Annotated in this window: 17 protein-coding genes; 13 read left to right on the top strand and 4 right to left on the bottom strand. The window is 63.3% G+C overall.

Going from position 1 to position 18,368, the window contains the following annotated elements; all coding sequences use genetic code 11:
• The first annotated feature begins 11 nt into the window (after positions 1 to 11).
• The 6 genes from AB4083_RS19585 (at position 12) to AB4083_RS19560 (ending at position 5,835) form a co-directional block, all read left to right on the top strand.
• Positions 12 to 1,658: an ATP-binding cassette domain-containing protein gene (locus AB4083_RS19585; protein WP_441610183.1), complete on the top strand. Its 1,647-nt coding sequence runs from the start codon at positions 12 to 14 to the stop codon at positions 1,656 to 1,658.
• A 285-nt stretch (positions 1,659 to 1,943) separates the two neighbouring features.
• Positions 1,944 to 2,534, top strand: a complete 591-nt coding sequence (locus AB4083_RS19580; protein WP_441610182.1) for an outer membrane beta-barrel protein — start codon at positions 1,944 to 1,946, stop codon at positions 2,532 to 2,534.
• A gap of 274 nt (positions 2,535 to 2,808) precedes the next feature.
• Positions 2,809 to 3,354 carry a hypothetical protein gene (locus AB4083_RS19575; protein ID WP_441610181.1) on the top strand — a complete coding sequence of 182 codons (546 nt, stop codon included), beginning with the start codon at positions 2,809 to 2,811 and terminating at the stop codon, positions 3,352 to 3,354.
• A 35-nt stretch (positions 3,355 to 3,389) separates the two neighbouring features.
• Positions 3,390 to 3,833 carry a hypothetical protein gene (locus AB4083_RS19570; RefSeq protein ID WP_441610180.1) on the top strand — a complete coding sequence of 148 codons (444 nt, stop codon included), beginning with the start codon at positions 3,390 to 3,392 and terminating at the stop codon, positions 3,831 to 3,833.
• Positions 3,834 to 3,895: 62 nt separating this feature from the next.
• Complete coding sequence (locus AB4083_RS19565) at positions 3,896 to 4,753, top strand: class I SAM-dependent methyltransferase (protein ID WP_441610179.1); 858 nt, start codon at positions 3,896 to 3,898, stop codon at positions 4,751 to 4,753.
• Positions 4,754 to 4,902: 149 nt separating this feature from the next.
• Positions 4,903 to 5,835: a M14 family metallopeptidase gene (locus tag AB4083_RS19560; protein ID WP_441610178.1), complete on the top strand. Its 933-nt coding sequence runs from the start codon at positions 4,903 to 4,905 to the stop codon at positions 5,833 to 5,835.
• Here the strand turns inward: AB4083_RS19560 and AB4083_RS19555 are convergent.
• The gene (locus AB4083_RS19555) at positions 5,814 to 6,635 is read right to left on the bottom strand and encodes an FUSC family protein (protein WP_441610177.1); all 822 of its coding nucleotides are present in this window, start codon (positions 6,633 to 6,635) and stop codon (positions 5,814 to 5,816) included. The two genes, AB4083_RS19560 and AB4083_RS19555, sit on opposite strands and share 22 nt — an antisense overlap.
• Between AB4083_RS19555 and AB4083_RS19550 the strand changes: the two genes are divergently transcribed.
• Positions 6,634 to 7,287, top strand: a complete 654-nt coding sequence (locus tag AB4083_RS19550; protein WP_441610176.1) for a hypothetical protein — start codon at positions 6,634 to 6,636, stop codon at positions 7,285 to 7,287. The two genes, AB4083_RS19555 and AB4083_RS19550, sit on opposite strands and share 2 nt — an antisense overlap.
• 62 nt (positions 7,288 to 7,349) lie before the next feature.
• Here AB4083_RS19550 and AB4083_RS19545 read toward each other — a convergent pair whose 3' ends face one another.
• Positions 7,350 to 8,210 (bottom strand): aldo/keto reductase family oxidoreductase, encoded by an 861-nt coding sequence (locus tag AB4083_RS19545; protein ID WP_441610175.1) that lies wholly within the window; start codon positions 8,208 to 8,210, stop codon positions 7,350 to 7,352.
• A gap of 99 nt (positions 8,211 to 8,309) precedes the next feature.
• Between AB4083_RS19545 and AB4083_RS19540 the strand changes: the two genes are divergently transcribed.
• Positions 8,310 to 9,209, top strand: coding sequence for a LysR substrate-binding domain-containing protein (locus tag AB4083_RS19540; RefSeq protein WP_441610174.1), 900 nt, complete (start codon positions 8,310 to 8,312; stop codon positions 9,207 to 9,209).
• A gap of 120 nt (positions 9,210 to 9,329) precedes the next feature.
• Here AB4083_RS19540 and AB4083_RS19535 read toward each other — a convergent pair whose 3' ends face one another.
• A complete protein-coding gene (locus tag AB4083_RS19535) occupies positions 9,330 to 11,969 on the bottom strand; it encodes a TonB-dependent receptor (RefSeq protein ID WP_441610173.1) in 2,640 nt (879 codons plus the stop codon).
• Positions 11,970 to 12,499: 530 nt separating this feature from the next.
• On the opposite strand from AB4083_RS19535, the gene AB4083_RS19530 reads away from it, so the two are divergent.
• Complete coding sequence (locus AB4083_RS19530; protein ID WP_441610172.1) at positions 12,500 to 12,805, top strand: hypothetical protein; 306 nt, start codon at positions 12,500 to 12,502, stop codon at positions 12,803 to 12,805.
• A gap of 48 nt (positions 12,806 to 12,853) precedes the next feature.
• Here AB4083_RS19530 and AB4083_RS19525 read toward each other — a convergent pair whose 3' ends face one another.
• Complete coding sequence (locus tag AB4083_RS19525) at positions 12,854 to 13,030, bottom strand: hypothetical protein (RefSeq protein ID WP_441610171.1); 177 nt, start codon at positions 13,028 to 13,030, stop codon at positions 12,854 to 12,856.
• Between the two features lie 144 nt (positions 13,031 to 13,174).
• Between AB4083_RS19525 and AB4083_RS19520 the strand changes: the two genes are divergently transcribed.
• The 4 genes from AB4083_RS19520 to AB4083_RS19505 all read left to right on the top strand — a co-directional run bounded on the left by AB4083_RS19520 (position 13,175) and on the right by AB4083_RS19505 (position 18,032).
• On the top strand, positions 13,175 to 14,656 hold the full coding sequence (locus AB4083_RS19520; protein ID WP_441610170.1) for a serine hydrolase: 1,482 nt from the start codon (positions 13,175 to 13,177) through the stop codon (positions 14,654 to 14,656).
• A gap of 87 nt (positions 14,657 to 14,743) precedes the next feature.
• Complete coding sequence (locus AB4083_RS19515; protein ID WP_441610169.1) at positions 14,744 to 16,447, top strand: RHS repeat-associated core domain-containing protein; 1,704 nt, start codon at positions 14,744 to 14,746, stop codon at positions 16,445 to 16,447.
• On the top strand, positions 16,444 to 16,821 hold the full coding sequence (locus AB4083_RS19510; RefSeq protein ID WP_441610168.1) for a tetratricopeptide repeat protein: 378 nt from the start codon (positions 16,444 to 16,446) through the stop codon (positions 16,819 to 16,821). Before AB4083_RS19515 ends, AB4083_RS19510 begins: the two co-directional genes overlap by 4 nt.
• Positions 16,822 to 17,525: 704 nt before the next feature.
• On the top strand, positions 17,526 to 18,032 hold the full coding sequence (locus tag AB4083_RS19505) for a hypothetical protein (RefSeq protein ID WP_441610167.1): 507 nt from the start codon (positions 17,526 to 17,528) through the stop codon (positions 18,030 to 18,032).
• Positions 18,033 to 18,368: the final 336 nt, after the last annotated feature.

Genomic DNA, 18,368 nt, shown 5'->3' with positions numbered 1-18,368 from the left:
AACGCGCACCCATGATCCTGCAGCGCTTCCTTCGCCGGCATTACCGCACGCTGATAGGCGCGGCGCTGCTGTCGTGCGGCAGTGCCGGCTGCACGGTGGCCTTGCTGTCGCATATCAACCGGCTGGCCTCGCAGGGGCTGCATGGAGCGATGGCGCATCCGCTGGCGGCGGGCATGTTCTGGCTGGTCGCGTTGCTGATCACCAATGCCTTGTCACAAGTGTTGCTGGCGCGACTGGGCGGCGCGCTGGTGGCGCAGTTGCGCACCGAGTTGTCGCGGCGCTTTATCGATATGGAATACGAAAAGCTGGCCGACCAGAAGCACACCGTGTTCGGTTCGTTGATCGACGACGTCGCCAATATTGCCCCGCTCGCCCTGATCGCGCCGCTGCTGGCCTACAACCTGCTGTTGGCGGTGCTGTATGCCGGCTACCTCGCCACGGTGTCGTCGCCGCTGCTGGGCATGCTTGGCCTGTTCCTGTGCGCGAGTTTCCTCGCCTCGCTACTGCTGGCGCGCGTCATGCGCGGCAAGCTGGACGAATTGCACCGTGCCAACCAGAAGGTATTCGAGTACTTCCGCTTCATCAGCGACGGCAAGAAAGAGATGACGCTGAACGAGGCACGCGCCACGCATTTCACGCGCGAACTGATGAACCCGGCGATCCAGCGCGCACGCGCGCTGATGGTGTACACGCATGCGGGGCTGGGGCTCAACGAAGCGTGGTCGATGGCCGTGCTGTATGGCTCGATCTTCCTGATCGTCTACCTGGGTTACGCGATGCTGGGGCTGAGCCAGGACACCATCATCCGCTTCGTGATCGGCGCGGTGTTCCTGGGCGGGCCGGTGGGTTTCCTGGTGAGCGCGGGGCGGCAGCTGGCGATTGGCGCGGCGAGCCTGCGGCATCTGGAGCGTATGGGCCTCGATCCGGGTGGCGAGATTAGTGAAGGGCATGCGCCTGGGCCGGCATCGATGGTGCTGGAGGGTTGGCGCGAAATCCGCCTGGAAGGCGTGTGCTACCGCTACCCGGGCCACACCGGGGCCAGGCCGACGGTCGGCCCGATCGACCTTGTGCTGAGCCGCGGCGAGATGGTCTTTATCGTGGGCGGCAACGGCAGCGGCAAGTCGACGCTGCTGCTGTTGCTCAGTTCCTTGATCGCGCCGGGCGAGGGGCGGGTCAGCATCGACGGCAGGCCCGTGGAACAGGATCTGCGCGCCTACCGCGAACGTTTTACCGGCGTCTTCGGCGATTTCTTCCTGTTTCCCCACGTGCTGGATGCGCAGGGCCATCCGCTGTCGGATGCGCGCATCGAACGGCTGCTCGAGGTGCTGAACCTGGGCGAGCAGGTCCAGACCCACGACGGCGAACTGTCCCGGCTGGCCCTGTCCACCGGCCAGCGCAAGCGGCTGGCCCTGCTGCAGTGCCACGCCGAGGACCGCGATATTTTCTTCTTCGACGAATGGGCCGCAGACCAGGACGCGCATTTTCGCGACTACTTCTACCGCAGCCTGCTGCCGGCCCTGAAGGCTGCCGGCAAGACGGTGATCGCGATCAGCCATGACGACCGCTATTTCCACGTGGCGGACCGGGTGATCGCGCTGGACCTGGGCCAGGTGGTGTCGGATACACGCGCCGTGGCGCCCCGGAGCGAGCTGGCCTAGCTACCGCGGGACGGCCCGGATGCCCCCGGGCATGACCCGGTTCACTCGCGCGCACCTATGCGTGCTGCTAATGTCTCCCGCCAAACCGGGGCCCGCCAGCCGCCCCCGGGGGGAGCAAGGACGCAGTTCAGGCCAGAGGGATGGCTTGCCATATCGGTCCGGTCTATTCAATCGGATCGAGCGGGGCCCAGGGGCTCATGCGTTCACCACTCCCGCCGAGGCGATCGGCGGCATCGGTATGGGTGCCTCTGAGGCGCATTTCACACTCACTAGGGATAGGTCTTTATGCGTCACTTGCTTCTTACCATGTCGCTCGGCGCCGCTTTGGCCGCCTGCTCGTTCGCCGCCCATGCCGGCAATGCGGACCCCAGTAACTTCTTCATCAATACCAGCGCCGGCATTTCGCATTCCAGCGTCGACGGCCTGACCGACAAGAACAGCTGGGGCTACGGCCTCAACTTCGGCTACCGCTGGCAAGACACCTGGGGCATTGAAGCCGGCTATGTCGACCTGGGCAAGCCGGAGGCCAAGGGCTTCTATTACGGTTATCCGTACGAGATCAAGCTGCACGTCAACGGCTTCACCCTGGGCGGCAACGGCCGCTGGCGCCTGTCCGACAACTGGCATGTCTCCGCACGGCTGGGCGCGTTCTTCTCCAAGTCGAAGGTGAATGCCAGCGGCAGCCTGGAAGGCAAGGATTCGGACACCGACGTCAACGTCTATGTCGGCGCCGGCATTGCCTATGACGTCAGCCCGAACTTCAGCCTGGGCCTGAATGTCGATCGCTACCAGGCGAAGGCGAAGCGTTTCATTACGGGCACCAACAGCCCGTACATGGCGTCGGCGACGCTGGAGTGGCGTTTCGGCGGCCATTGATGGTGTTCGCTGAAGCATCGCTTCAGCGTCATCAGGGAGCCGGGTGAGGTAATCCCCGGCTCGGTTTGTCTAGTATTTGCCGGTGCTTCCACCGGCGCTTCGCGATCGCTCATGCAGCGGTTCTCCCCGGCGATTTTCGCGTTACCAAAGTCATATTCAATGTGACGCCCCACACGCTACTATCCCGCCGCTGCCATGGGGCAGCGGCAGTGGCGTGACCAGGGGATGCGGCTTTCGCGGCCGCGTGTGCGAGCCAGGAATCAGGGGAAAGCGAATGAGCAAGCTGTCATGGGTTCCGCTGGTGGCGTGCATCGCCCTGACGGGTTGCTCGAGCGCGCCGGTGGTCTTGAACTATGCGCCGAGTTCGACGATGAGCATCAAGGGCGCGCAGAAGGTCGGCGAGTTCGATTATCTGCCGGCCAAGAACGGCAAGATCAAGCCGAACCAGATCCGCAACACCGCCATCGGCAATGCGGAGTTCGACAAGAACGTCGAGCAGATCTTCCATCAGGCGCTGTTTACCGAGTCGCGCTTCGTCGGCATCACCACCGACGCGGACAAGCCGCTGCTGCACGGCTCCATCAACGATTTCCTGATCGATGACCTGGGCTTCAGCATCGACTGGACGCTCGACGTCACCTATATCGTCGATGCCCCGGAAGGCGACAAGCCCTGCTACAGCCAGTCCAAGACAGTCAACAAGCACACCGCCAAGTTCGTCAATCCGTTCGGTACCTTGAACGAGGTGATGAAGCTGAATATCGAAGAGGTGTTCAAGGACCCTGCGTTTGTGGCTTGTATAGCGCCGGCGAAGGCTTGAGGGCTTGAGCGCACCCGCAAAGGAATAAGCATCGCATGTGGATACCGTTTGTCCTGGTAACGATACTCACGCTGCTTATCGTCATCTACCGGCTCTCCGGGTTCGGTGGCGGCGCGGGACTGGAGCTGCTGAACGCGTCGTTCGCGAGCCAGCAGGCTACGGTCGATGGCAAGACGATGCCTGCATCTGGTCTGCTCGTCGTCCATCGGTGGCGCGCCAACGCGATGACCAACCGATGGGGCGATATTCTGGCGATCGATGCCAACTGGCTGTGCCGGACGCCGACGGGCTTGTTCATCCTGGCCATCGGGCAAGGCGGTGACGATGGGGCGAACTACGACCTGTCTCCGCAGAAGCTCTCGCCATCGGATATCCGTTGGGTATGGCGAAACCTTTCCGAAGATCGGGTCAGGCAGATGCTGACGCCGACACCGCGGATTTACCGGAAAGTATTTGGAGTTCCTGTCCCGAAGCGCTGAGGCTTCCGGTTCCCGTCCGGGGAGTCCTGCTGTCAAGTCGGATATTCTTCGTGGCCTTGGCCATGGAGAATCACGTCGTGCCGCATTATTCCGGTCCACTGCTGACGCACCCGACCGCGGAAGCGCTCCAGCAAGCGCGCAAGGCCGGCGCGGGCGCATGGACCGGTTCGCTGGATCTTGGGCGCTCGAACGACGTCGCTGCCCTTGGGGACGAAGGCTGGAGCTGGAAAGGCCAGCGTTATCCATACCCCGGCAAGATCAAGGACCGCACCATCTACTACTGGGACGGCGACGAGTTCGCGCCCGTCTCGCGCTTCTCCGGCTCGTTGATCAAGCTGGTGCCCACCGAGTGGGGTGCGCCGACGTTCGAGATCGATGGCATCAAGATGCTGCCTACGTCGAAGGAATCGCCGGTGGACGATGCGCGCCGCAAGGTCGCGCTGGTCGAGCCGCGCGGCAAGGTGGTGCTGGATACCTGTGGCGGTCTTGGCTATTTCGCGGCGTGTTGCCTGGAAGCGGGCGCGGCGCGGATCCAGTCGTTCGAGAAGAACCCCGATGTGTTGTGGTTGCGCACGATCAATCCGTGGTCGCCGCATCCGGATGCGCCGGCAGCCGGCGGGCGTCTGCAACTTGCTCATGCGGATGTCTCGCAAGCCATCGCCGACATCGCTGATGCCTCGGTGGATGCGGTGCTGCACGATCCGCCGCGTTTCGGCATTGCGGGCGAGTTGTACTCGCAAGTGTTCTACGACCAGCTGGCGCGTGTGATTCGCCGCGGCGGGCGGATGTTCCATTACACCGGCAGCCCCAACAAGCTGACCAGCGACCGCGACGTGCCGCGCGAAGTGGCGCGACGGTTGGAGAAGGCTGGATTCAAGGCGCAGTTGGCGCTGGATGGAGTGCTGGCGCTGCGGCGTTGAAGCGCCGTCGCTCCCGCTGGCGCTGACCCCTGAGGAAGGCGAGCACCGGCTGGTCTTCGGCTGGAGCCGCGATGGCCGCATCCGGGCTGGCGCGGCCAGCGGTGCTAAAGTTCTCCGCCTCACCCGAGCCCCGCGGAGCGAACCACGCCATGACCACCCCAGCGCCCTATCCGATCGGCACCCCTGGCACCCCGTGGGGGCCCGCGGAAAAGGCCGCGTGGCTGGCCCGCCAGGTCAAGCAGCGCAGTTATGCGGAGGAAGTGCAGAGCAGGATCGAAGCCCTGCGTTCGCGTTTCGACGTGACGGAATACGGCCGCCTCGACTACGCGCCGGAAAGCTATCCGCTGCTGGCGATCAAGAGCCGCGCCTGGCGCGACGATCTGCCCATCGTGCTGGTCACCGGCGGTGTGCATGGCTACGAGACCAGCGGCGTGCACGGCGCGCTGCAGTTTGTCGAGCGGCACGCGGCCGATTACGAAAGCCGCGCCAACTTGCTCATTGCTCCGTGCATCAGCCCTTGGGCGTATGAGCGCATCCATCGCTGGAATCCCGACGCGATCGATCCCAATCGTTCCTTCCGCGAGCACAGCCCTGCGGGCGAATCCGCCGCGCTGTGGCAACTGGTCGCCCCGTTGCGCGAGCGCGTGCTGATGCATATCGACCTGCACGAAACCACCGACACCGACGAAACCGAATACCGCCCTGCGCTGGCTGCGCGCGACGGCAAGCCGTCCGAGCCGGGCGAGATTCCGGATGGCTTTTATCTGGTCGACAACACCGAGAACCCGCAGCCGGCGTTCCAGCAGGCCGTGATCGAGGCGGTGGCGAAGGTTACGCATATCGCGCCGACCGATGCCAAGGGCGAGATCATCGGTTCCGAAGTGGTTGCGCCGGGTGTGATCCGCTATCCGCTGCGCAAGCTTGGCTTGTGCGCGGGCGTGACGTCAGCGCGCTATACGACCACGACCGAGGTCTATCCGGACAGCCCGCGCGCCACGCCGGAGCAGTGCAATGCGGCACAGGCGGCTGCGGTGTGTGCGGCGATCGATTACGCGCTCGCTCACGCTGGAGTCGGGGCCTGAGCCTTCTGCCCCTCGTGTAGCGCGCCTCGCAATTCGCGCAAGGCCGGCGTCAAGGTTTCCGGCTCGCGCAGAGAGCGTCGCGCGGCGCCGACCAGCTGCCGTATCCGTCCGGGCATGGCGCCCTGATCGATCAGCGCCCGTGCCGGTTCGCGGCAGTCGAGCAAGGCATCGGCCCAATCGGCCGGATGCGTGGAACGCCGGCGCGCGAGCACGCGCACGGCGCGGAACGGCGGCGTCACCTGCTCCACGCGATCGAGCGCAGCATGGAAGCGCGCTGCACTGCGCGCTTCCGTCGCTGGATCCAGCGCTTCGCTCAACGCCGCCAGCGCCTCGGCGAGCCGCCGGCGCATGACGTCGGTGGAACGCACCGGCAACACGAACCACGCGGCGGCGATGCCGATCAACGCACCCAGGATGATTTCCTCCATGCGCTGCCACAGCAGCCCGCCCGGATCGCCACCGTCGAAACCTTGCAGCAGGGCCAGCGCCGCGGTGACGAACAGCGCCCACCACGCGTAACCGAACGGGCGCAGCCACACGCCCAGGAACAGTGCGGTGAGGATCAGCGCTGCAATGGTGTGGTGATCCAGGTTCAGGTGATGACCCGGTATCAGCGCCAGCACCGTGCCGGCAGCCGCGCCCAGCACGCGCATGCCGCTCTTGTAGACCACGTCGAGCCGCCCGCGATTGCCGCTGTTGACGATAAAGGCGGTCAACACGATCCAGCCCCAGCGCTCGCGGAAAAAGAAAAAGCCGACCGCGAACGCGACGGTCAGCGCGACGGCCATCTGGATTGCCATGCGCGTGCTGACGGCAAGGCCTGGGCTGTCCTGCGCAACGGGTACCGCGGCGGTCCCGGTCCTCCTCCTCCTCGGCCGGCGGCCGTATGCGGAGCAGGCGCACCAGCAGATGGAAGACCGACACCCAGAACAGCGCCAGCAGCGCCACCACGATCGGCACCAGCCACCCCGGCAGGAGACCGTTCGCCGCCGGTCGCATGTGCGGCACCGTCAGCAAGGTCACGAAGGGCAGGGCGATCAGGCCACCGGCGCGGTGCGCCATCGGACCGAAGCGGCGCAGCCAGATGGAAACGAACATGCCAGCCACGAAAACCGCTGCGCCAACCCACAGCACGTGGCGCAACAGCAGGCCCACGCCCAGCGCCACCAGGCCGATCAGCGGCAGCACCACCGCGGCCTCCAGCCGTCCGCGCAAGTCGCGATCGAGCTGGCTGCGCGACAGCGACAGGCACAGCACCACGGCGAGCACGGCTGGCCCAAGGCCCGGCGCGATGGCCAGTGCGCACAACATGGTGGCGAGCGCCGCCAGCAGCGTAGCCAGCGCTTCGACCAGCGCGCGCAACAGCGCGGTCATCGACGGCATTCCATCGCGTGTTCTTGCGAAGACAGGGAGGCGCATGGGCGTCCGGGCTCGAGCGGTGCGCCATCCTAATCGGTGTTACGCAGGACGGCGCATGCCTTCCGGCATCGCCGTCCTTGCTGCGTGCCTTCCCGTCAGCCCTGCCGGTTGAGCGCGTCCAGCTCGGCCATCACCGGCCCGGACAGCGAAAGCTTCGCAGCCTGCAGGTTTTCATGCAGGTGCTTGACCGACGACGTACCGGGAATCAGCAGGATGTTCGGCGAGCGGTGCAGCAGCCACGCGAGTGCAACCTGCATCGGCGTGGCATGCAGCGACGCGGCGATGCGGGAAAGCCCGTCCGACTGGATCGGGCTGAAGCCGCCGAGCGGGAAGAACGGCACGTAGGCCATGCCTTCGCGCGCCAGTTCGCCGACCAGCGCGTCGTCCTCGCGATGCACCAGGTTGTAGTGGTTCTGCACGCAGACGATCGGCGCAATGCCGCGTGCCTCGGCGACTTGCGCTGCAGTGACGTTGCTCAGGCCGATATGCCGCACCAGGCCTTGGCGCTGCAGTCCGGCCAGTGCGGCGACCTGCCGGGCGATGGAGCCTTCGCCGGGCGCGTGGGTGGCGCCGACGATGCGCATATTGACCACGTCCAGCACGTCGAGGCCCAGGTTGCGCAGGTTGTCGTGCACGGCGCGCTCGATGTCTTCCGGCTCCTGTGCCGGCAGCCATGACGCATCGGCGCCGCGGACCGCACCTACCTTGGTGACGATCAGCAGCTTGTCGGGATAGGGATGCAGCGCCTCGCGGATGACCTGGTTGGTGACGTGGGGACCGTAGAAGTCGCTGGTGTCGATATGGTCGACGCCGGCGGCCAGCGCTTCGCGCAGCACGGCGACGGCGGCGGGGCGGTCCTTGGGCGGGCCGAACACCCCGGTGCCGGCAAGCTGCATGGCGCCGTAGCCCATGCGGTTCACGGTGCGGCCGGCAAAGGAGTAAGCGAGCTGGGACATGGCGGTGGCCTCATGGGTGGGTATCGCAGGCACTATGAGGAAAGCCGGCCTGTCCGATAATCCGGTTCCATGTGCACGGGCTGTGCGAAGGACTGAACAATGGCCGAGATCAACGATCTTATGGCGTTCGTGTCGGTGGTGCGGGCCGGCGGCTTCCGCGACGCGGCCCGCGCGGGCGAGCTGTCCGCCTCGGGCCTGAGCGCCGCGGTGCGGCGACTGGAAACGAAGCTCGGCGTGCGCCTGCTGAATCGCACCACGCGCAGCGTCGCGCCGACCGAGGCCGGCCAGCACCTGATCGAGCGGCTGGCGCCGGCACTCACCGAAATGGAAGCGGCGCTCGATGTGCTCAATGGCTTCCGCGACAAGCCCAGCGGCACGCTCCGGCTCAATGTGCCGGCGGGCGTTTCGCGCACCGTGCTGCCGCCGCTGGTGGCCGGTTTCATGCGGCAGTATCCGGACATCCGCGTCGAGGTGGTCGTCGAGGACGGTTTCGTGGACGTGCTGTCCGCCGGCTGCGATGCCGGCATCCGCTACGACGAGCGGCTGGAGCAGGACATGATCGCGGTGCCGCTCGGCCCGCGCGTGCAGCGCTTCGCCACGGCCGCGGCGCCCGCCTACCTGGATGCCCGCGGCAGGCCGGAACATCCACGCGACCTGCTCGCCCATGCCTGCATGCGTGTTCGCTTCGCCAGCGGCTCGATGCCGCTGTGGGAATTCGAACGCGACGGTGAAGTCGTCCGCGTCGATCCGGCCGGTCCGCTGGTGGTGAGTCCGGGTGGTGCCTTCGACCTGGCGATCCATGCCGCCGTTGCGGGGTTCGGCGTCGTCTATTTGTACGAGGACATGCTGCAGCCCTACCTGGACAGCGGTGCGCTGGAGTCGATCCTGGCGGCGTGGCGCCAGGATTTCTCAGGGCCGTTCCTCTATTACCCCGGCCGGCGGCACATGCCGGCGCCGCTGCGTGCCTTCGTGGATTTCGTGAAGGCTGCAAACGTCTGAAGCAAAGCCGACGCAGCCGGCGTAGGTTGGGGTGAGCGCAGCGAACCCCAACATGACCGCGTGTGATGACGTTTGTTGGGGTTCGCTGCGCTCACCCCAACCTACGCCGGGCGTCGGGACTTACAGCTTGAAGTTCATGCTCAGCGTATACGTCCGCCCATTCTTGTACGCGTTGTACGGCTGGCTCGGCGAACCGTTGTAGACGAAGTAGGTCTCGTCCAGCAGGTTGTTGCCGTCCAGCTGCAGGCGCACGTGGTCGTTGAGCTGGTACGACACCGAGGCGTCGAGCTGGCGGAAGCGGCCGGTGATCTGCTGCGACTGGAGCACGCCGATCTGCGTGAAGTACGGCGAGCGGCGGCTGAAGGTGACGCGGGCGCTCCACGGACCCTGCTCGTAGTACGGGGTGAGGGTGAAGGCGTTCTTCGAGTTATACGGCAGCGGGAAGTTATTGCTGGTGTCGTCGTCGGAGTAGGTGTAGTTCGCCGCCAGGCCGAAGCCGTAGCCGAAGCTGGCCTGGTAGGTCAGCGACACGCCCTTGACCTTGGCCACGCCGGCATTGATCGGCGTCACCATCTGGTACACGGTGTTCTGCTGCTGGGTCAGGTTGTAGTAGGTGCGGGCGACCGTGTTGTACAGCACGTAGTCGCTGATGCGGCGGAAGAAGAACTCGGCCGACAGCAGGCTGTTTTCCGCGAAGTACCACTCGGCGGTGGCGTCGTAGTTGGTGGACTTGTACGGCTTGAGGTTGACGTTGCCGGACGAACCGGTCTGGGTGCGGTCGTCCAGCGCCACGTACGGCGTCATGTCCTGGTAGCGCGGGCGGGCCAGGGTCTTGGCGGCGGCGAAGCGCAGGGTCAGGTCGTCGCGCAGGTCGTAGGCGATGTTGAACGACGGCAGCCACTCGTTGTAGCGGTTCTTCTGGTCCACCGGCTCGTACTGGTTGTTGGCGATCACGTTGTAGCCGGTGATGCCGTTGCGCGTGTGGATATAGCGCGCGCCGATATTGCCGCGGTAGTTCTCGCCGCCGAAATCGCCTTGGATATAGAAGGCGCGGTTCTGCTCGGTGATCGCGTAGGTGGCCTTCGGGTCCATCGGCGCGTCGGTGAACAACGTATTCACGTACTGCTTCAGGCCACCCTTATCGATCTGTACCCAGCGCGCCATATTGCCGGCGGGGCTCAGGCCGTCGAGATAATCGCTGCCGGTCATGCCGCCTTGCAGATTGGCGAGTGTCACGCCGCTGTTGTCCAGCGTCGGGATGCTGGCGGCGTAGTTGGTCTGGCCGTTGAAGTGATTGCTGCTCTTGAAGCCCAGCTCCACCGTGTTGAGCGGCCCCAGCGTCAGGTCGTGGCTGAAGTCGGCCTGGAAGTAACGCTCGCGGTCGTAGCTGGGCGCGCGGCTGAAGCCGGCGCCGTGGGCAAGCATCTGGCTGGCGTTGGTGGGATCGGTGTTGTAGTTGATCTGCGGATGTTCGTTGGCGAGGTTCCAGTTGTAGCCGCCGTAGCCGCGGAACTGCAGGCTGTAGATGCCCTGCGAGCCACCCGAGGAATTGGTGTAGCCGATCTGGCTCGATGCGTTCCAGCCTTCGCCGTGCCAGTCGGCGCGCAGTTGCAGGGCGCCGGTGTTGACCTTGGAGAAGCGCTCGTAGCCGTCCAGATAGGTGGGTGCCGCGGCGCCGTACGAGCCGCTGGTGGCCACGCCGTTGGCGACGTTGACGGAGGTCGCTGCCGGCGCGCTGCCGGACCAGTCGCCGTAGCGGCTCTGGTTGTAGTTGTCGAACTTCTCGGTGACGTACAGGCCGGTCAGGTTCAGCTCGAACGACTGGTTCGGCTTCCACTGCACGCCGGTGGCCACGCCATCGCGCTTGCGGTGCTGCTGGAACAGCGCGGTATTGATCGCGGTGGGATAGGTGAAGCTGGAGCCCGGCGGTACGACGTTTGGCGGGAACTGGTGATTGGGGTCGGTATCGCTCGGATCGTTGGCGCGCTGGTAGCCGAAGATCTCGGTGCCTTCGCGATGGATCACGCGGTCCGAATGCATCAGCGAGCCGAGCACGCCAAAGGTGCCTTCGTTGTTTTTCCAGCTATACAGCACCGAAGCGTTTGGCTTGCCCTTGTCGGCGCGGTCGTTATAGCCGTAGCTGACGGTGCCGGTAAGCGTGTTGGCCTTGAGGTCCAGCGGACGGCGCGTGTTGACGATCACCGTGCCGCCGATGCTGCCTTCGTCGATGCGCGCCTGCGGCGTCTTGTAGACCTCGGCGGTGCCGATGATTTCCGAGGTGAGCAGGCTGTAGTTGAACGAGCGGCCGTCCGGATGGTTCGGGTCGCTGGTCCAGTTGGTGGAGGCCACGGTCTGGCCATTGAGCAGCAGGCGGTTCAGCGCCGGATCGGTGCCGAGGATGCTGACTTTGTCGCCCTCGCCGAAGTTGCGGTCCACGCTGATGCCGGGCAGGTGCGACAGCGACTCGGCCACATTGGTGTCGGGGAACTTGCCCACGTCCTCGGCGGAGATGGCGTCGACGATGGAGTCGGCGTTGCGCTTCAGGTCCAGCGACTTCTGCAGGCTGGCGCGGATGCCGCTGACGGTGACGGTTTCCAACTGCTTGGCCTGGCCCTGCGCGGCCTGCGGTTTGTTCGGGTCGCTGCTTTGAGCGGGCGTGTTCGGCGCGGGCGTGGTGCCGGCGTCCTGTGCCAGCGCGGTGCCGGCGCACAGCAGTGCGGACAGGATGCTGATGGCGAGCGTGCTTCTGCGGTAGTCCATGGTCGATGCTCCGATCGGGGGTCTGTGCCGGGTGTCGGGCACCCGTTCGTTTTTGTGGGCGAACGAAACCGCACGAGCTTTGGGCCCGTGTGCGTCTGTCCGTTGCGTTGCTTGGATCCTGCGCCGCGTGTCTTGCGGCCGGCCCGCCAGTCCCCCTCGCTGCCGGTGCCGTCCCGCGGCCGCTCCGTCGAACCACTCCCTTTCGACGGAGGCGTGGGCCGAAGTCTTAGGCGGGCCTGATATCGTTGTCAACGAATTTTTGTCACGATCTAAACGACGGTGGTCAACATCTAAGCTCTTGAGTGCCTGAGTCTTTATGGCGCATCGCAAAAATTTGGAGCGTCTAATTTGAATCGATTCAAGCAGGGCGCGGATGTGCGCGTTTTGCAGTGCACACATGACTCGTTCTTAAAGGTCGGCCTGGGGATTTTGTCCGGATAGCCTGGAAGGGCATGACGACGTTGTCGCAGCCGCGGTCGGCGGGTCGGTGCCGCGACTAGAGTGCCGGGCAGGAGCCAAGCCAGGAGAGCGTGGTGGAGGACGAGGGAAGCTCAGGGATTGCTGCGCGCCTGGCGATTGGCGTGATCGTCGCGGTGTTGGCAAGCATTGTCTGCATCGAAAGGCTGCCGAGGTTCGCGTTCCCGGCGTTCCTCGTACTGACCGCCCTGGTGGTGACATGGGTGGTGGCCGGCGCGGCTCGCGATGATGGCGGTGTCAGGAAGGCCGGTGTCTGGGCCTTGCTTGGCATCGGCGTGGCGAGCGCCTGCGTGACGCTGTTCTGCGTGTTCGCCATCGGGGTGATCTACATGATCCTGGTCCATCCGCCGGGGCCTTAAAGAGGCCTGGTGGAATGGCATTGCTGCGACATCTCGATGGACCGACGCTCAGCGCGGCGTGCGCAGGATCGAATGGCGCAGCGCGTCCTCGCGTTCCAGTTCGTCCAGCTCGCTGGTCTCCACCGTATCCAGCACGGTGTGTCCGGGACGATGCATGCCGGGATGATCGGCGCTGTCGGCGGGGTCGGGGACGACGTGCGTTTCAGCGGGTGTTTTGTGGGTCATGGGCGTAGCCGCGTGGGCGGGTCCGGGCGGGAGTCCCGATGATGGGGGCGGGGATGGCGGAAGTCACGTAGTCGCGCCGGCAAAGGCGCGACTAGAGTCCGACGGACACGCGGACCTGGCCGCGCATGCAAGGGGAGCTATGCCATGGCACGGATCACATGGGCCGCCTGTATGGCCGTGACCGCCCTCTGGGCCGCCGGCGCGCAAGCCGCACAGACCGCACCGGAGCGCCTCGACCAGGCAGCCCGCAAGGAAGGCAAAGCCTTTATCGACAGCGGCAACGCCGATGGCTTGTCCATCGCCGTGGTGAAGGATGGCAAGGCCTCGTTCTACGACTTCGGCACCGTCGAGCGCGGCAAGGCGCGTACGCCCACCGCCGACACCGTTTACGAGATCGGCTCCATCAGCAAGACCTTCGGCAGCCTGCTGCTGGCGCAGGCGGTGCTGGAACACAAAGCGCAACTGGGCGACGACATGCGCCAGTACCTGCCGCCCGGGGAGTATCCCGGCCTGGCCTACCAGGGGCGGCCGGTGACATTGCAGCAATTGGTGTCGACCACCTCGGCCTTGCCGGACAACCTGCCGGAGTCGCTGAGCCTGGCCGCCAAGCAAGCCAAGCCGGGCGAGGCGCCGTTCGTCATCATCGCGGGACTCAACCGCTATACGCCGCCGCAATTCCTTGCCGACCTGCACCAAGCCACCCTGCAGCGCGAACCCGGCAAGACGCCGGCGCATTCGAATGTCGCTGCGCAGGTGGTGGGGTTGATCGACGCCAAGCTGCTTGGCAAGCCTTTCGAGAGCTTGCTGGCCGAGCGCATCGAGCGCCCGCTGGGCATGGCCAGCGGCGCGGACAAGGCACGCGCCGCGCGCATGGCCGTCGGCTATACCAACGAAGGCCGCGCTGCACCGGTGTGGGATGCGCCGGTAACGCGCGCGGCCGGTGGCTTGCGCTACAGCCCGCGCGACATGGCCAGGTACGTGGCGCGACAGCTCGACGAGAGCGATGCGGCAGTGAAGCTTTCGCATCAGCCGCAATGGGGCGATCCCGGCGAGTTCGCGATCGCCTTCAACTGGGTGATCAACACCATGATCGACGGCCAGCGGCGCCTGTCGCATACCGGCGGCACCTTCGGCTTCGCCAGTTATATGGAGGTCTACCCGGGCACTGGCTATGGCGTGGTGCTGCTGACCAATCGCAGCGCCAACAACACGCAAGGGCAGTTGCAGGAAGTGGCCGAGCATATCCGCGACCAGGTGTTCGGCGTGCCGGCCGCGCAGGCTGCGCTGGAAAAGGCATTCGACGAACATGGTTATGGCGACGTGGCCGGCACGATCGACACGGTGCGGCATACCTATCCGGCGCTGCACCTGAGCGAGAACTACCTTAATGCCTGGGGCTACCGCCTGTTGCAGGGCAAGCGCGCCAAGGACGCGGTGAACGTGTTCGCCTACAACGTCGCGCAACATCCACAGAGCTTCAATCCCTACGACAGCCTCGCCGAATGCCAGGAAGCGCTGGGCGAACGCGAACACGCCATCGCCAACTATCGCTTGTCGCTGGAGCGCAATCCGAACAACGAGCACGCCAAGACACGGTTGGCGGAGCTGGCGCCGCCGAAGCATTGACGGCGTTGGCAGCGGGTGGCGGTTGTGGTTCGATGGCCGCCGCTGTTTGCCGCCACTCTTCGCCGCCACTCTTGGCCAGGGATCTTCATGACGCTTCGTTCGGCTGCCCTCGTGGCGGCACTCGCTCTGCTCGCGGCCTGCTCGAACGGCACCGCGCCTGCCGCATCGACCAGGACGGCACCGGCCGCTGCATCCACGGTGCCGGCAGTCGCCGCCGCACCCGCACCGCCGCCCTACGCGCTGGAAGGCACCGAAGTGCGCGAGTTGCCGTCGAAGATTCTGGGGCGCGATTACCAGCTCGACGTCTATCTGCCCGACAGCTACGCCCAAGAGTCCAAGCGCAGTTATCCGGTGGTCTTCGTCACCGATGCGCCGTACGCCTTTCCGCTGATCCGCAGCATCGCCAGGCGCGTGGGCGACCATGGCGACGGTCTGCGTGACTTCATCTTGATAGGTCTCTCGTACGCCAAGGGCGACACGCCCAAATACAGCCGCAACCGTGATTACACGCCGACGGCAAAAGGACCGTCCAGCGCCGACTCCGACATGCCCGGCCGCGCGCCGCTGTATGGCGAGGCGGAAAGCTACCGGCGCTTTATCGCCGAAGAAGTCTTTCCGTTCGTCGCCAGCCATTACCGGGCGCTGGGTAATGCGCCGGGTGCCAATCCAGCGGTAGAGACCTATAGCTACGATCCGCTTTATCGCCTGACAGGTCTCAAGGATGCCCAAGGGCAGGCCATCGAGGCGTACACGTATAACAAGACGGGGGATCGCCTTAGCAAGACGGCTAACGGCTTGGCGACGGGCACCTACGGCTACCAGGCGGGCACGCACTGGCTGACGAGCATCGGCAGCAATGCTCGGACCTATGATGCCAATGGCAACACCACCGGCAGCGCGACGGGTGGGGACACCTTCGGGTATGGGTACAACGACCGCAATCGTATGACGGTGGTGCAGCGGAACGGGCAGACCGTAGCCAGCTATATCTACAACGCCATGGGGGAGCGCGTGCTCAAGGCTGCCGCGGACAATCAACGCTTCGCCTATAACGAACGTAGTCAGCTCCTGGGTGAGTACGGAGCGGCAAGCCGTAGCTATGTCTGGCTAGATAGCTTGCCGGTCGCAATTGTGGATACGAATGGCGCCGCTAGCACGGTAAGCTATGTGCACGCGGACGCGTTGGGGACGCCGCGGGTCGTCACTGATGGCACGGGCGCAGCCGTTTGGCAGTGGAGTTATCAAGCCAATTCGTTTGGCGAGAAGGCGCCGTCAACGGCCAGCATGGCTCTCAACCTGCGATACCCAGGTCAGTACTTCGATGCCGAATCTTGGCTGGCTTACAACGTTAATCGCTACTACGAACCCAAAACCGGTCGATACGGTCAAAGCGATCCACTCGGACTTGATGGCGGGCTCACCACATATCTCTATGTGAATGGTAGTCCTCTAGTTGCCAGCGACCCATTGGGGCTCATTGGCCCACAACAGACGACTATTCAGAACAAGATTGAGGTCGCTATTGCGCGTGGTGACACGGAAACACTTGAGACTCTTCTGGAGGTTGCAAATCCTGAGCAGCAAGCTCTTATACGAAAGGCCCTGACACCGGCCCGGGATCTCATTAGGGCTAGCCTTAAGCGATCCGGATCGTATGCCTCGGAACTTGAGGGGGAAACGTACGCTGATTTGTGTAAGCTGGCGAGGTCTGGGGGAGCCCTCGGCAACAAGGCGCAGAAAATGAAGAAGCTCATCGATGCCGAGATGAGATTGATGGAGAAAGTAAGATGATTACGGACCTTCTTGCCCAAGTTCGCTTTCTCTATCTTAAGCGGTGCTTTGATGATGCTTTGGCTGTGCTGGATCGTTTTGCGGAAAAGAATGAGTTGACGTCAGAAATGCTTGTATTGAAGGGTCGCCTAATTCAATTGGCGGAGCCCGATAAATACGAGTTGGCCGATGCTAAGAAATGCTTCTTGAAGGCGCTTGAGTACGACGGGGATAATGTAAAAGCAATGCTTGAGCTCGGATGGTTGGCGTTTGGCGTATTTGACGATGTGGTAGAGGCGAGGGACTACTTCAATCGAGCTCTCGCTACAGCTGAGGGGTTTCGCCAGGAGGCTGTCGATGCGCTGGAGAAATGCGAGAACACGGATCTTCATTAGCAAAGGTGGGTCGGAGCGGCTTTCGAAAATGGGTCGGGTTGACTTCCATAAGTCAACTCGACCCGGTATGTCTTGGCATCCCGCTAGGTGCTTTGAACCAAATCATTAATGAGCGCGTATGGGGGAAGCAAATGGAAGAGTTTATTTCCAAGGCAAAAAGGGTGTGGCTGTGGACACTAATCAGTCAATAATTTTCCGAACCTCTGCAGAGGTGATCGGATGCTTGGCCGCCCCAACTCCTGTCGTTGCTGTTGGCGTCGCACAGTCAATTCTCTATACAAGCTTCGACGCAGTTACTGTCATAATATTTTCCTTGCTCGCGTATGTGATAGCTCTCGCATTTGCGATTCTGCCTGGCTATCCGCTTTATCGCCTATTGGAGCGACTCAACGCCTTTCGATGGTGGACGAGCACTCTTTCGGGATTTGCTATTGGCGCAATGGCGACAATTCTTATTGGCCACCCCTTGAACGTTATGTCGAGCGGAGTTTTGATAAATTCATTGGTAGCCGCTACGTCCGGCCTGCTGTTCTGGGTCATTCAACGACCGAAACCCACTCGGACTTAGCTCGCGTGCTACTCGACAAGTGTCCGTTATGAGTCCCCCTCCGCCAAAGGGGGAATGAAAAGATGGCAGGCCGATAAGCGGTCGGGTTGACTTCCATAAGTCAATCCGTCCCTGTGCGTCTTGAGCGAGGAAGAAAGTGGAAATATTTCCCGTCGAAATTGCTATAAAGGGTGAGACTATTTGGGTGGGCTGGGTTTCCCCAGAAGATGGGAATGAATTTTTTCTGACCCATGACGGGTGCTTAATTTATTCGAATAAAAGCAAGCAAGAACTGATGCAAGAGATAATAAAATTATTTCCCTATGCTCAGACAGGCACTGAAAGTTTTTTTGACTTTGATTCTGCTCTTGGGGGAGGGGATGGGCGCGTCGTTCTTGAGGGTGATTTGGCTTTAGATGTATGGAATTTGCTGATCGATCTTTACCATACGTTCGATAGCAGTGGAAAAGTTTTATCTGAATATGGATCGGAAGTTTACCATCGGTTATTTTCGCAAAGTGAAGCCGCCTCAATAGTCGATGTCCAAAGAGTCCAGTTATCCAGACGCGATGTAGAAGTGGTGCGAGAGGTGCTTCTGGAAGGGATTGAGTTTTTTGTTCAGAAAGTCAGCACTGCAAAAATGTCCCGGAGCCAGGCGCGCTGAACCAGCTTTTCTTCCCGTAACGTAGTCAGTTTCTGAGGTCATAAGCTGCATCGCTATTGGTTCAAGTTCTCCGACATGAGCACGCCCTCCCCGCTGAACATCGGATGCGGAATAGCTGCCTATGACCTGGACGATGCCACGAGCTTGCTGCACGAAAAGGTCTTTCCTGCCTACGGAAGCGCGAACATCGGGGCCTATCCTAGATTTTGTGTAAACGGGGCATTGGCAGGAAACTGCCATCTGACCCGGAGACACCATGAGTCCACGCAAACACGAAGTGCCCGACGAGCTGCTTAGCAGTCTGTTAGCCAACTATCAGAAGCCCGAAGATCTCGT

Source organism: Dyella sp. 2RAB6 (genome assembly GCF_052115385.1).
GTDB lineage: Bacteria > Pseudomonadota > Gammaproteobacteria > Xanthomonadales > Rhodanobacteraceae > Dyella_D.
This window is presented reverse-complemented; position numbering and strand designations above follow the sequence as displayed.

Coding starts and splice junctions, on each gene's coding strand:
- AB4083_RS19585 (WP_441610183.1), top strand. CDS start 12: ATGATCCTGCAGCGCTTCCTTCGCCGGCATTACCGCACGCTGATAGGC.
- AB4083_RS19580 (WP_441610182.1), top strand. CDS start 1,944: ATGCGTCACTTGCTTCTTACCATGTCGCTCGGCGCCGCTTTGGCCGCC.
- AB4083_RS19575 (WP_441610181.1), top strand. CDS start 2,809: ATGAGCAAGCTGTCATGGGTTCCGCTGGTGGCGTGCATCGCCCTGACG.
- AB4083_RS19570 (WP_441610180.1), top strand. CDS start 3,390: ATGTGGATACCGTTTGTCCTGGTAACGATACTCACGCTGCTTATCGTC.
- AB4083_RS19565 (WP_441610179.1), top strand. CDS start 3,896: ATGGAGAATCACGTCGTGCCGCATTATTCCGGTCCACTGCTGACGCAC.
- AB4083_RS19560 (WP_441610178.1), top strand. CDS start 4,903: ATGACCACCCCAGCGCCCTATCCGATCGGCACCCCTGGCACCCCGTGG.
- AB4083_RS19550 (WP_441610176.1), top strand. CDS start 6,634: ATGCGCGTGCTGACGGCAAGGCCTGGGCTGTCCTGCGCAACGGGTACC.
- AB4083_RS19555 (WP_441610177.1), bottom strand. CDS start 6,635: ATGGCAATCCAGATGGCCGTCGCGCTGACCGTCGCGTTCGCGGTCGGC.
- AB4083_RS19545 (WP_441610175.1), bottom strand. CDS start 8,210: ATGTCCCAGCTCGCTTACTCCTTTGCCGGCCGCACCGTGAACCGCATG.
- AB4083_RS19540 (WP_441610174.1), top strand. CDS start 8,310: ATGGCCGAGATCAACGATCTTATGGCGTTCGTGTCGGTGGTGCGGGCC.
- AB4083_RS19535 (WP_441610173.1), bottom strand. CDS start 11,969: ATGGACTACCGCAGAAGCACGCTCGCCATCAGCATCCTGTCCGCACTG.
- AB4083_RS19525 (WP_441610171.1), bottom strand. CDS start 13,030: ATGACCCACAAAACACCCGCTGAAACGCACGTCGTCCCCGACCCCGCC.
- AB4083_RS19520 (WP_441610170.1), top strand. CDS start 13,175: ATGGCACGGATCACATGGGCCGCCTGTATGGCCGTGACCGCCCTCTGG.
- AB4083_RS19515 (WP_441610169.1), top strand. CDS start 14,744: ATGACGCTTCGTTCGGCTGCCCTCGTGGCGGCACTCGCTCTGCTCGCG.
- AB4083_RS19510 (WP_441610168.1), top strand. CDS start 16,444: ATGATTACGGACCTTCTTGCCCAAGTTCGCTTTCTCTATCTTAAGCGG.